We start from the raw sequence: 13,417 nt of genomic DNA on the forward strand, positions 1-13,417 counted from the left end.
CGCTTATCCCAAAGGATTTGCGAGGCAGTTATTACTCGTTGTTCAGTTTTCAAAGAGCAATCTATTCTTTCGTTCGTGTTGCTTGTTTTTCTTTTGTTCCGGTGTATTTCTTGGCCGGAAATAGAATATACCATGGACTCGCATACTATTGCAAGTGTTTTTTAAAATTAATTTCATTCTTTTTGAAAATATAAGGATTTATAAGTTTGTCAGCGTACCTTTTCTACGTATATTTAGCCAACATTTCGGAAAGCATCTGTTTCATCTTATCCAATAACTGTGCCGGTTGCTTTACCGTTGCTTCATTGCCTAATCCAATAAAAAATTTTGTAAAGAATAGAATATCTGCTTTTCTGATATGACCGTCTAACCAACCGCTGCCATCCTCGCGAAGATGAAGCCTAGGAGATGGCCATAAGTCTGCCTCGCAGCGTTGAGCGCCTTCTCTGGTGAGTTCCACATGAATAGCGACGTATTCTTCTTCCGTTTGAAAATGCGAGTCCCGATTGCCTAAATGCACTTCACGAAAATTCATAGGCTTTGTTGTTGAGTCGCTTTCTGCAGCAGAGCGAATTCTATCACAGCGGAACAATCGTAATTCGGAACGAAGAAAGCAGTAGGCCGGACAATACCAAAGCCCGTTGCTGGCGTAAATGCCGATCGGCTGAATCTCGCGGCTGGAAATGGCTTTTCTCGATTCATACTCGACCTTCAACACCTTCTGATGAATCGAGGCATCGAGCAGAACTGCCAAATGGGGGTCGCCCGTTTTTCGAGCGGGCGTGAAAAAATCAACCCGGTTTTTCATCTGGTCAATTCGATCACGCACATCTCCCGGCATGTAAAAGTAAAATTTGCTTAAGGCCGAAGATGCTTCTGTCTCAAACGGCAAATAAGAATAATGCCGCAGGGCATGGCTTGCAAAAAATATGGCGACCGCTTCCTCCTCCGTAAATGCAATGGGCGGCAGCACTCTTTCCTTAAGCACTTGGTAGCCGCCGTGCGGACCTACCTCAGAATACAGAGGAACTCCAAGCTCGCTTAGTTCCTGTAGGTCTCTGAGTATTGTTCTGGTAGATACTTCGAATTCTTGGGCAAGCTCTTTCACCGTAAATTTACGCTTTCGGTTGACCGTCATCATTAATTCGATGAGCCGCTTCGACTTGGACAATGTGAACCCCCATTATTTTTTATATTCATGACAACTCTTGTCACTATTATAAGCTACAATCGGATATAAGCCTACTATGGCTATCTGATCCCAACCAATATAATGAATGGAGTGAAGCCGCATGCAAACCGCAAACGTTAACGAACTCAAAGCCTTGCTGCTAGAAGAACTAGAGCATATCGTCAATACCTCCAACAACCTGATACGAAAAATCTCAACGGAGCATTGGCACTTCAGGCCGCACCAAAACATGAGATCGCTTCTTGAGCTTGCCGAGCATCTCGTTTCCGTGCCTTCCTCTGACCTGCTGATCCTTAAGGAGAGCAGTGAAGCGGATATTCGAAAGCTGGAAGCCGATATCGCTGAAGATCCAAGCATAGAGAAACTAACCGAATGGATGACCAAAGGAGTTCATGAAGTACGGAGCTATATGGAAGGGCTAACCGATGAAGAGTTTCTGCGCAAGTCAACCAAACCTTTCTATTTGGAGCATGGCTCGGTTCAAGCTAAATGGCTCATCGAAATTACGACCCATGCACAGCATCACCGTGCACAACTATTCACCTATTTGAAAATGCAAGGCTACGAAATCAGCATGTTTGATCTCTACTAATGACACTGCGTGCTTAGGCATGTACCGCCAGCTAGCATGAAAAGAACCTTCAACCCCGAACAGATACGGAGTTGAAGGTTCTTTTGTTTCTCGCCTGAACATCTATCGTTTTCTATAGTTAGATGAATTTCTTCTCGCGAATAATCCCTTCGTAACCGTTCGGAACGATAATGTTTACCTTAACCGACTCCGGAGATTGGACCGAGATCTCAATTTTATTTTCCCCTATCAGCTTCCAAGCAACATCGATTTGTCCCGCTTCCGAGAGAGGGACACTGCCTCTCGCCCAAGTTAATCCGCTCGGATTCGGCATGACATCTACCTCTGTCCATCCCATCGCCTTGCTGCGAACGCCAAGCACCTCACGTCCGAGGAAATAACCAGGCGCTGCGGACCACGCATGGCAATGGCTGCGGGTCAGCATATCGGGGTTAGGACGGTTTTCCGCGAAATTCGGGTACATTTCCCAGCAAGTCGTTGCATCGTTATCGATCATCTGCCCAAAATTTTGGCGAATGTCATCAACGATCGTGGAGACGTGTCCCGCTTCCGACAACGCTTCATAATAGAAGAAAGACATGAACGGACTGCCAATTTGCACAAAATGAGCAGGAGCATCCGTTAAATAGCTCTCCATTACGTTTCGGCGTTCCCCTTGCGCCACGCCGGTTAAGTAGGCAACAACCTGTGTCTGTACAGAGAAATTATCCGATTTGCGGCCATCCACATGAATGCAATCCAGATAGGCAGACTGCTCTTCCGACCATAGGAACTTATTAATGGCAGTTTGAAGCTTATCCGCTTCTTCAATAAAATACAGCTGCCCCTCCGCATCCCCGGACAAGGCACCCATCTCAGCGGCTACACGCAAGGTTTTCACCAAGAAGCAGTTCTGATGAGTGACGATGCCTTCATTCGGCTGATCGATCGGAGACCAGTCAAGCAGGTTCCAGCCTTTGATGGCAAGCAAGCCATCCTGATCAATCTCTTTCAAATAATGCTCCAGCGTAAACCGGATATGCGGATACATCTCTTTGGCAAAATCCAAATCCGCTGTCTGCTCCACATATTCGCGGCATGCAATCGCCCAGAAAAAAGTCCAGTTCGGGATGACGCTGCTCCAGCCGCTCGGAACCTGATTCATATAAAGAGGCGTCTGCTCCTTTGATCCCGGAACAAGCCGCAAGCAGCGCTTGACGATTTCATTGACGCCAAACAAATAGTTGCTCACAAGCGCTTCATTCCGGCTGTCTCCTACCCAGAAAACCTGCTCGTAGGCCGGGCAGTCTACAAAGGTATCCTCCATGCAAACCTTTGTCGTATGGCGGCTAATCTCCCAAATATCGTTCAGCAATGGATCAGAAGAGTGGAATTTCCCGATCTCCGCAACCGGATAATGGTTGGATAGGAAATGAACGTTAAACAGCTTTACAGGCTGGCTAGCGTCTCGTATGGTCAGCATCAAATAACGCAAGCCCCGACGAATGGGCGAAACATAACGCTGCCTCCCTTCTTGGCACACATACCGGAGGGAATTGTCCAAACCGAAGGTATCCTGGCGGTAATCCGCTGTCATATATTCAAACCCGTAGAAATCCAGTATTGTACCCGCAGCTGCCTCCAATTCAAAGGTCAAATAGCCGGTGAGCTCCTTGCCAAAATCAATAATCAGCTCTGTATCCAAACCCGGATAGACCGGTACAATGCCCGGCAACGCATTCGGAATCACGATATTTTGCAAAGCTGCCGGAATAACGCGGGGATTGCTCTCTTTCTTCCACACAGATAAACCAAATACGTCGACTTCACTCACGAGACTCTCGTCAATTGAACGGATATAAGAGGAATACAACGCCAAATCTGCTGGCCCGGAAACCTTGTTTAACACTCCCTTATATTGCGGATCTTCAAAATCAATTGCCCTGGTTTCCTGATGGTCCAAATCAACGACACTGTCAAAAGGACCAATCGCTATAAAGGCGGATGCCTGCGGTGACTGCTGCTCGGCAGTGATCGGTGATCTCAGCACTACATCCGAATCGCTATATATTCCCAAGTGCAGCTTGCCTGTATGAATTCTCAGTCCGCTAACATCAATAAGCAAAAGATTATCGCCTTTATGCAGGGTGACGGCCGCATATCTCTCCGGCAGTACGCCCGTAAATGCAGCTTCTTCCAGTACAACGCCATTTAACGAAACCGCTGTTGTACATTCTCCGGCGCTTGGAAAACCGAGCACAATTTCCGTTTCCTGCTGTACGGACAGGATCGTAGCTACATATCCCGTAAACGACACGAAATTGGCATGGTTCTCGCTGCCTTCAACCATCACGTTGCGCATATCGATGGCGGTAGAGTAAGTAAAGGATTTTACGCTGCTTAGCATCAATACGCGTGAAGGGTATACCGGAGCCTCTGCGAGCAGCGGAATATCCCGCTCCTTGACCGTGGTCCACGGTCCCGTGCCGACAGGACCTATAAGCCCAGCATTTTCCCAGCCTGCAGCATCATAAGCTTCACTTGCCCAATCTCCATCCCACAAGGTTGCATCGATATATTCTGTGAAGCCCTGCTGGCAGGACATCCGGGAGGAGCGTGTATGATTGCCTGCATGAATAGCCGTATGCCATGTCGCGTCCGTCGTCAAAATCGTTTCGGTGCCTTCTGCTCCGATTTGATCCAATTGAACAAGCAGGCCGCCGCGTCCCCGCTCATAATAGAAGGTCGATACGCCAAAATGAAGCACCAGCACCGCAATGCTATTGGTCTGCCCAGGAATGAGCAAATGCCCCACATCATAGACATCATAAAATTGTTCAACCGTCCATGATCGGACAGGCCCTCTGCCTACCTGTTCACCGTTAATATAAAGAACATAGCGTGAATCCGCGCTAATTCTAAGTGTCTTTGATGTTTGATCAGTTGAGCCTCCATGCGGTGCCACATCAAAGCTCTTCCTAAAACAGCGCCATTCATTGCGCGGGCTTTCGATCTCACCGCCCCAAATCCAGTTGGCCTTCCAATCCTGATTTAACATGCGATTTCGCTCCTTAGCTATTATCTATTATAGATTTCATATCTCGATTCCTTGGTGCATTACCTCTTTAATTATAGTAAAATCAAAGGAGTGATTTACCCCTATTCCGGACATTTTATCCCTTATAAAAGACATAGAGCAAAAAGGAGCAATCAGATGCTGACCAGGCCTTCGGAACAATACAAAGGAGAGAACTACTTTCATAAAAACGGTTTTCTTTATGTAAACCGCGCCGAGGAAAACTTCCATCTGCCGCTGCACAATCACGATTTCATTGAACTTGCCTATGTCGCGGAAGGCAAGGGCTTTCATCATATCGGAGAACGGGTCGTCCCGGTCTACAAGGGCATGTTGTTTCTATTGCCGCCGGGCATGTCCCATGTTTTTCGGCCCTCGACGCCTTCGCGGACCAGTCCTCCTTTAATCGTCTATAATTGCATTTTCCTTCCCTCGCTTCTTTTGCAGTTAAGCGGTTGGATCGGGGATACACGAATCAGCGATCATCTTGAGCAGCGCCTAACTGACCCGAGTGCACCAGAATCGCTTTTTGACTCCGACAATGTCATTGACGGGCTTTTTCGCAATCTGCTGCGCGAATACGAGCTTCCGCGAAGCGGCTCAGCCGCTTATTTGCAGTCATTGCTTGTTCAGCTCCTATTGTCGATCTATCGCATCATGAAGGATTCACAGGAAGCTATAATAGAAGGAAGCGCTTCGGTCGCCTTCCATCATGTGCTTAATTTCTTGGATCAGCATGCCCATGAACCACTCTCGCTCGCCCAGCTCGCTGAACGCTGCTCATGGAGCGAACGGCATTTCAGCCGCGTATTTAAACAGCATACCGGACAAACCTTTCTGCATTATATCCAGCATCTTCGCATCAAAAAAAGCTGCGAGCTTCTAAGAAGCTCACAGCTTAAAATCAGCCATATTGCGGAAGAGTCCGGCTACAAAAATATGGACGCTTTTCTGACTCACTTTAAAAGAATTACAGGCATGACACCACGAGAATATCGGCGCATGGTTCAGGAGCCTTCCAAACCTATTACGAGCCCGCTCCACAATACTACAATATAGAGAGGCAGGATAAGTGAATGAAATGGAAAGTCATTGCTGTTGATAATCGATACCTCGTCTGCCGTAAAACCTGGCATTCCACAGCGTGGATGGGCATTATAAAAAAGGACATCCGCTCTATTCGGATTCTGGACCGCTTGCAAACGGTTGAGGTGTATGCCGATTGTTTGACGAAAGAGCTGGCTGACCGATTGCTCCTTCTCAAGTCTTAATGCCAACGCTAAAGGGCTATCCTTTGTCCATCAGCCGATGTCCTTCTTCCAGCTCCAGCCCGAAGAAACCCGCCATCGCCCGTGGATCATAAGCAACGGCTTTGCTGCTGCCCATTACAATGATGTTCCGTATGTCAGCGGCATCCTCCGCCGGGAGAGAAAAAGCCTGAACCACATCAAAGGCTTCCCTAAGCGTCGAATGAATGGCATTAATCAATTTGTCGTTCTTTATCTTTCCCATTAGATTCATTATCACTGCGCCATTAGCTGAAAGCTTCTCCTTCATCTCTTCAAAAAAAGGCAATGTCGTCAAATGATACGGAGTGCCTTGCTTCGTAAACGCGTCTACGACAATATAATCAAAGCTGCCAGGAGACTGCCCTGCAAGTATGGCACGGCCGTCACCGATGACAACATTATCCATGTAATAATGAAAAAAAGCTCTACTGAGCTCCACGACCTTCTCATCCACTTCCGCAATCGTAACCTTTTTATTCGAAAAATAACCCGCGATAGTCCCGATGCCATGTCCGATCATAAATACCTGTTCAAACGCTGAATTATTTCGCTCCATTAAATGAATGATGGCTCTCGGGTATTCCATTACGACACGGCCCGGATCTTTTAAATCTATCGCGCCCTGGATCGCCTCATTGGAAAATTGCAAATACCGATATTTGCCCACCTTCCCATAAAGCTGATTGGCTTCGTAGACGCTGATCTCCTGCGTTCCGCTAATCTCCTTGGCTAATAAATGCAATTCCCTGCTCCTCTTTCCTGTCCGCAAGCGGCTGCTTATGCCTTGCTCTTCATGAACGTTGTAATAGACAAGCCTTCTTCAACCTCTATGATCCCTGTCTCAACATATCCGTTTTGCTTATAGAAACGGACCGCGGGCACGTTTTTGGAGCCGGTTGCTACTGCCAATGCCGTACGATCCCCCGCCCACGCTTCCAAATGCGCCAGAAGCTGCCCTGCAATACCTTTCCGGAAGTGATCGGGATGAACCATCAAGCGATGGATATCCACTACCCCGTCTCCCCTTTTGCAAGAAATAGCTCCACATAGCTTTTCCCCCGCGTAATAGCCATAAAAGGTTTCTCCGCATGCTTGCAGCGTACTAACGCTATCTAACAATGGCGGAATCCGATCAAATGAAATCAGCTCTGCCTCTACCCGATAGGAAGGCAGCTGAATGCGCAGCACCTCTTCTGCCGTCGCCTCAACGGTAATATCAATGGCTTTAATCATGCTTGCTCTCCTAATCTATCCATAGCTATATCAAAGCTATTTTACGTAATTGGATACTTCCAGCAAATTCATATCCGGGTCCCGAAAATAGACCGATTCGATCGGCCCTGTGGCGCCGGTTCTCCGAACAGGCCCTTCCTCCACCTCGACCCCGCATTCCGATAAATGCAGCAGCACATTCTGCAATGGCAGCTCGGTAACAAAGCAGAGATCAGCCGAGCCGGCGGTCGGCTTCTCTGCCTTCGGCTCAAATTCTTGCCCTTGTTGATGAAGGTTTATTTTTTGCTGACCGAATTGCAGCGCCTTTCTTCCTTCACCAAAGGTGATGACCTTCATGCCAAGCACCCTGCTGTAAAAAGCGCAAGTAGCGTTAATATCCTTCACCGTAAGTACAAGATGATCCAATCGATTAATTTGCAATGTAGGTATTCCTCCTGAAAAAGCTTGCTTATTTAGCGTCCGTCCTTACTTCTCCTTCAATCGACACACTAATAACGTTGGCATATTCTTCATTCCTATACCGGCTGATTGCTCCCATTTCCGTAAGTTTGCCTGTGCTGTCTATTGTACCGTAGTTTAGCATATCGGCCATAAAATTATCACTGAAATAGACCGAGTCGCCAAATGGCTCCGGCTCAATACCCGCTTGGCCATTATGTCCTAACGTATCCTTCTGCCATTTTATTTCCGCAAGTCCGCTCGCGTTGATCTCGATATATGCCAATAAACCTTTATACTCCATAAAATAGCGCAGCGCTTCTCCTTTGGGGAAGGTGTAAACCGTAGTAAAACCTTCTCCGTATGGCTCAATATTAATTCCGTTATTCAGCTTAGGGAGCTTGAGCGCTAGGTTGCGCGCTTTCGTAAGGTCGCCGCTTCTCAGCGTATTAAACTGTTCTTCTCCCGTAGGCGTTCGAACGATCACCTGCTTCGTGCTGCCGTTATAGAAAACCGTGCCTCCAAGCGTTTCCGTCACAAAGCGCGCAGGCACATAAGTTCGGCCATCTTGTACCGTAACTGGGGCATCTAATGCTATGCTTTTACCGTTAACCTCAGCAGTTTTCAAGCCATTTTTAAGTTTTACCGTCATCTGCTTTGGCGGGTTGGTAATCATGATCGTCTTTGTAGCTGCATCGTACGAATAGCTCATATTAGCTGGATCTTTAAACGCCCTTAGCTGCACCATCGTTCGGCCGTTCACGTTCAATACATCCGGCTGATGTACGCCATTTATAAACATTTTCATAGGTTGCGCCGGTGCCGGTGCCGCGACTGCGGAAAAGCCTGCACTAAGCATGCCAATGACAGTCACTGCAGCAGCTGTGATTTGAATATATTTTTTCATCCTGATAGCCCCCTGAACAAGTAAACTTATTAGAATTAACCCCATTTATACAGACGCTGTTTTTTCCGGAAAGTTACATCCCTTGTGATCGTTACCGCTAATTCGGACGTTCAGGTGTAAAGCAGGATAATGCGGATATAACTAGAATAATCTAGTAATCTATTTTAGGAGTGAGCGTATGAGCATCACAACTTATCCCGAATTCGTAGAGCTTGTAAACCAATATAAAATTTTCCCTTTCTCTGATTTTATTCCCGACTGCCCTTCCCTAACATCCCTCTCCGTACCTGACAACTGGCATACGGACACGGAGCTCGACCCATGGTTATGGCGCATAAAAATTGTTAAAGAAGAGCATGCGGCTTACGGCAAATTTTTTGGTGCAAAAGGCTGCTTCATCTCTATTGATTGGTATCCACGCCTTCAGTTATTGCTTTCCCAAGGAAAAAGCGTTGAAGAACGCTACAGCGACGGACTCCTGTCACCGCATGCGAGGAATGTGTATCAGATCGTTCAGCAGGTTGGCCATATCGATGCCCGTAACCTGCGCAAAGAAAGCGGATTGACCGCTAAAGAACAAAAAAAGGATTACGACCGCGCGCTCGTCGAGCTGCAAAACTTTGGCGATATCGTCATTACCGGCGCACAAGAGAGCAGCTTCGAGGGTGGCTGGAGCAGCATGTGCTATGAAAGCTCCGAATATTGGCTGCAAACTACCTTGAACAAAAATATGAATTCCGCGAAGGATTTAGCTGAGGCAAAAGAATTTGTCAAAGCGGAGCTCCCTGAGATTTTTTCGGCAAAAGGAATGAAATATTTAGATAAGAAGCTTCAGTTAGACCTGTAGGCGCAACTCCTCTAGCAAGCATAAAAAAAGGAATCGGGAAGCCGCTTACTCATCCCGATTCCTTTGAAATTATTTACTATTTAACAATGCTAATATCATGGTCACTGCTTCTGCCCTTGTTGCCTGATCCGCAGGAGCGAATATGCCGCCTTCCCTGCCTTGAAGCAGTTGCGCTTTAAAGGCTGCTGCCACATAAGGTTTTGCCCAATTCGGGATTTGATCTGCATCATTAAACGATAACTCGGCATTGTTCTCTAGCGGCAGCTTCTTCGCCCGAACGATCATAGCCGCCACCTCTGCGCGCGTAATCGCTTGCGCCGGTCGGTAAGTATTGTCCTCAAAGCCGCTCGCGATCCCCGCATTCACCACACTCGCTATATAAGGCCTCGCCCATGCAGGAATCATGCCGATGTCTGCAAAATCAGCATCGCCCTTCTCTTCCAGATGCAGCGCCCTTGCCAGCATCGCGGCAAACTCACCGCGCGTTACGCTTGCATTTGGCCGGAAGGATTGGTCCGTATATCCATTTATGAATTTAAGCTTGATCGCTTGCTGAATGGCTTCCGAAGCCCAGTGTCCATCAACGTCGGTTAGAACAATGTCAGGCGTTGGCGTCTCCGGATCTTTCCCTCCTGGATTTACTGGATCAGGAATTGTCGTGCCGCCGCCAGGTGTGCCACCTCCGGGAGATGAGGTATCCGCATTTGTCTTGACGACGATACTTGGGCCATCCTCACTCCACTTGCCGCCAGCGTTGCCCGCTTCGATCTTAAACGTGTAAGACGTATCCGCAGATAGTCCGCTGGCTTGATAGCTATATACACTTCCAGCTACGCTCGCCTGCTTCACGCCATCCTTGTAAATGGCATACTCTGTGATGCTTGGCGCATCGACAGCCGGTGTCCAGTTTAAGGTTGCTCCCGTCTGCGTCACATTCGAAGCGGCCAACACTGCGTTTTCCCATGCTGGTGCTTCCGGCTCCGGTTGTTTTACGGTAAGAGTCAGCGCTTTAGTCGGCAATGAAACTAATTCCCCCGACGAAGCATATTTAATATTGTCGAAAGCAAACGTACGTCCATTGGCGCTGTCCCATAAATAACCGAGTACGATTCGGTCGAAGCTTGCAATCGCTGTCGTTGTTTTCACCAATTGCCCATCGATATACATCTTTAAATCTGTTCCTGATGTATAATCCCACTTCAGCTCATGCCATCCAACGCTTCGTTTAACCGGAGTAGCCTCCCATGCGGTTGATGATGCGCTTGCCCGTACCGAATAATACTCCAGCGACCCATAGGTGCCGCCGTCATATAATAAGCCCATGCCTGCAAGCAGACTGCTTCTGGCGTTGCCGACATGCGCAACCACCCGCGTCTTCGAGCTTTCGGAGCCGTCATCATAAAGCATCATCGAGACGACGCCCTGCTGCTTGCCGCCAAACACTTTTTGGATGGCATTGCTGCCGTTTCCAACAACAAATAGCGCGCTTTGATCGCCATGATAAGCAACCTTATCCGAAATGCTACCCGTCGTAATACTCGTGCCGGTCTCTGGCATGAAGTCATTCCAGCCGTTCTCGAAGCTCTCCGAATAGATCAGGTCCTTATATTCCTGTACCTTGGCAGAAACCTGAACCTCGGTAGCACCCGTTAGCTCGCCAATCACTTCAAGCTTTCCTGTCAACGAGTCTACAATGACATTCTCATGATTTGTCGCATACTCCACTTGATGATAATCCGCATATTCGATTGCATGATGATCCTCTGTTACGCCGTCGATTCTTAACTGCAGCGAGGTCTTTTCGTCCGATAGCTCCGTTTCGTCTGAAGTTACCAGGTAGGATACCACCTTTGAAGGCGCATGAACAATGACGCGCGCTTCAGCTTTCACATTCGGATTTATAGTGCTTTCAGCTATAATGATCGTTTCGCCCTCAAGCAGCGGGGACACGAAACCTTGTGCGTTAATGCTCGCTACCGCAGGATTGCTGCTCGACCATTTGATTCCTTTAAACCATGCGTTGTCAGGACCGACAGAAGCCGTCATCTTCTCGCCTCTATGCTTCGCATGGAGCTCCAGCATGGGTTTGTCCATAACAATCGTTTGCGGCATAACCTCTGGTGCTTGCTTGGCTGGCGCATCATCCGAATATTCATGCGCACCGATATCCACTTTTGCAGCAGATGTGATTGGATTATTAAAGAAGTCTTTGGTTGCAGGTGTCCATACCGACGGCGTCAAAGCCGTCATATCCATTCCTGCATCGATTGCTGGTGAGTCTGGCAGCAATTTGTAGCCATTCAATTTCTCTACATCAAACGTGCTTTGGCTAGCATTAATGATATCCTTCGGCTCTTCGCCCGCCCTTGCGAATTGCGGACTCACGAACAAGTTCGGTTCCAACGATAATCCCGTCAGCTTCAAATCCTTGTATTCGCTGCCCGGATAAAAGATATTGTTTTTCATTTCGCCGCCGGCAAAGCGGTCCTGCCCTAACGTTGTATTAGCCTTGGAGTAAAAGATATTATTGTACATCCTTAAGTATTTGCCAGGATCGCTGATCAGCCTCGTCTGCACCTGCGCATCCGTAAAGAAAGTATTGTTATGAATGAGCGGAGCGTCCCCGAGCGTAGTAGGAAGGTAGTGGAACATATATCGCCCATCTCCGTCATTCACGCTAATATTATAGCGAACGAGAGAATTGGTAGATCCGCTCATAAATAATATGAATCCGCCACGGTTGCTGTGGCTATAGTTATATTGATAGAGAGTGCCTTCGCAAAACATGTCCACGTCAAAGGCCTGTCCGTCGTTGTAGCCATAAATGCCGCCGTACACTTCATTGTATTGAATGACCATGTCTTTGACGCCAATGACCCATAGGCCGGCATAATTGACGTTGCCTACGTTTTTCGCCGAATGCCTGACGACCGTATTGTATTCCATTCTGCCGTTGCTGCCCACGTTGCTCATGACGAAGCCGTCACCCTGCACATCGGCAACATAGTTATTATTGAACACCACATTTTTCAACACTCGCGGGAAATTGGCTTTCGTATCGCCTTCCCGGTAAAGGCCTGCATTTCGAATGCCCTCGATATCGACCCGTTCCACCGTATTTCCTTCAACGAGCACATCCTCGATATTGCCAAGAATCAGTATGCCGCCGCTGCCCACTTTCCAACCCGAAGGGTTGCCATCGACATCGTGGATATAGTTGTTCTTCACTACGATTCCGCGGTGCGGGTTAGCTTCCCATTCCGTTACATTTGTCGAAGCCGTTCTAATATTAATGCCTGCCCGCTGCGAGACAACGTCAGGATTTTTATTCGTTAATTCGAAATTGTGAAACTGCAGGTAGCTGCCGTCCACAACGTCGATCGTAGCCGATAATGTTTTATCCTTCACGCCAGTATAATTCTGAATAATAGCTGATTTCTCTGTCGTTGTTGTTCCATTTCCGTTAATGATCGGTCTCACAGAAGGATCATCGCTGCCATATTTATCAAAGATGATCGGCGCTTCTTCAGTGCCTGATATTCCTCTTAGCTTCAATGAACCGTTCCATACATCCCCAGCCTTGAATAAAATGCGATCGCCCGGCTTCCAGCCTACGCTATTAACCTTCTCTAGCGACGCCCACGCTTTATCCTCCGATTTGCCATCGTTATCGTCACTGCCCCCATTGCTGACATAATACGTTGAGCCCGTTACCGTCTGCTCCGCTATGGCTAGCAGTTGTGGACCCTCAAGTGGTGCGCCCGTCTCCTGTGCTGAAACCGCGGGAATCGCTATTGTCGTTAAGAGTGCGACTAATAGAACCATGGATACAAGCCTTTGCTGCATAAAATGTTTCAAAGAAAT

General features: G+C 47.8%; 11 protein-coding genes. 4 read left to right on the forward strand and 7 right to left on the reverse strand.

The window, feature by feature from the left end:
• Window positions 1–223: 223 nt before the first annotated feature.
• Window positions 224–1,171 carry a helix-turn-helix transcriptional regulator gene (locus FJQ58_RS10800; RefSeq protein ID WP_139993186.1) on the reverse strand — a complete coding sequence of 316 codons (948 nt, stop codon included), beginning with the start codon at window positions 1,169–1,171 and terminating at the stop codon, window positions 224–226.
• A gap of 121 nt (window positions 1,172–1,292) precedes the next feature.
• On the opposite strand from FJQ58_RS10800, the gene FJQ58_RS10805 reads away from it, so the two are divergent.
• A complete protein-coding gene (locus tag FJQ58_RS10805; RefSeq protein ID WP_139993188.1) occupies window positions 1,293–1,784 on the forward strand; it encodes a DinB family protein in 492 nt (163 codons plus the stop codon).
• Between the two features lie 118 nt (window positions 1,785–1,902).
• Here FJQ58_RS10805 and FJQ58_RS10810 read toward each other — a convergent pair whose 3' ends face one another.
• Window positions 1,903–4,821: a family 78 glycoside hydrolase catalytic domain gene (locus tag FJQ58_RS10810; protein ID WP_139993190.1), complete on the reverse strand. Its 2,919-nt coding sequence runs from the start codon at window positions 4,819–4,821 to the stop codon at window positions 1,903–1,905.
• A 156-nt stretch (window positions 4,822–4,977) separates the two neighbouring features.
• Here FJQ58_RS10810 and FJQ58_RS10815 point away from each other — a divergent pair, with 156 nt between their 5' ends.
• Together FJQ58_RS10815 and FJQ58_RS10820 are read left to right on the forward strand one after the other, a co-directional pair.
• Complete coding sequence (locus tag FJQ58_RS10815; protein WP_139993192.1) at window positions 4,978–5,898, forward strand: AraC family transcriptional regulator; 921 nt, start codon at window positions 4,978–4,980, stop codon at window positions 5,896–5,898.
• Between the two features lie 17 nt (window positions 5,899–5,915).
• Window positions 5,916–6,110, forward strand: a complete 195-nt coding sequence (locus FJQ58_RS10820; protein ID WP_139993194.1) for a hypothetical protein — start codon at window positions 5,916–5,918, stop codon at window positions 6,108–6,110.
• A gap of 16 nt (window positions 6,111–6,126) precedes the next feature.
• On the opposite strand, the gene FJQ58_RS10825 is transcribed toward FJQ58_RS10820, so the two are convergent.
• Genes FJQ58_RS10825 through FJQ58_RS10840 form a run of 4 tightly spaced genes read right to left on the reverse strand, consistent with a single transcriptional unit; the run spans window position 6,127 to window position 8,706 of the window.
• Window positions 6,127–6,870, reverse strand: a complete 744-nt coding sequence (locus FJQ58_RS10825) for a spermidine synthase (protein WP_139993196.1) — start codon at window positions 6,868–6,870, stop codon at window positions 6,127–6,129.
• 35 nt (window positions 6,871–6,905) lie between these two features.
• Window positions 6,906–7,361, reverse strand: a complete 456-nt coding sequence (locus FJQ58_RS10830) for a GNAT family N-acetyltransferase (RefSeq protein WP_139993198.1) — start codon at window positions 7,359–7,361, stop codon at window positions 6,906–6,908.
• Window positions 7,362–7,397: 36 nt separating this feature from the next.
• On the reverse strand, window positions 7,398–7,781 hold the full coding sequence (locus FJQ58_RS10835; protein ID WP_139993200.1) for a VOC family protein: 384 nt from the start codon (window positions 7,779–7,781) through the stop codon (window positions 7,398–7,400).
• Between the two features lie 28 nt (window positions 7,782–7,809).
• Window positions 7,810–8,706, reverse strand: a complete 897-nt coding sequence (locus FJQ58_RS10840; RefSeq protein ID WP_162341427.1) for a copper amine oxidase N-terminal domain-containing protein — start codon at window positions 8,704–8,706, stop codon at window positions 7,810–7,812.
• A 178-nt stretch (window positions 8,707–8,884) separates the two neighbouring features.
• Here FJQ58_RS10840 and FJQ58_RS10845 point away from each other — a divergent pair, with 178 nt between their 5' ends.
• Window positions 8,885–9,553 (forward strand): AlkZ-related protein, encoded by a 669-nt coding sequence (locus tag FJQ58_RS10845; protein ID WP_139993204.1) that lies wholly within the window; start codon window positions 8,885–8,887, stop codon window positions 9,551–9,553.
• A 69-nt stretch (window positions 9,554–9,622) separates the two neighbouring features.
• On the opposite strand, the gene FJQ58_RS10850 is transcribed toward FJQ58_RS10845, so the two are convergent.
• Window positions 9,623–13,411, reverse strand: coding sequence for an S-layer homology domain-containing protein (locus FJQ58_RS10850; protein ID WP_162341429.1), 3,789 nt, complete (start codon window positions 13,409–13,411; stop codon window positions 9,623–9,625).
• Between the last annotated feature and the right edge of the window lie 6 nt (window positions 13,412–13,417).

It is taken from the genome of Paenibacillus paridis (assembly GCF_006345825.1).
In the GTDB taxonomy this organism is placed as follows: Bacteria; Bacillota; Bacilli; order Paenibacillales; family Paenibacillaceae; genus Pristimantibacillus; species Pristimantibacillus paridis.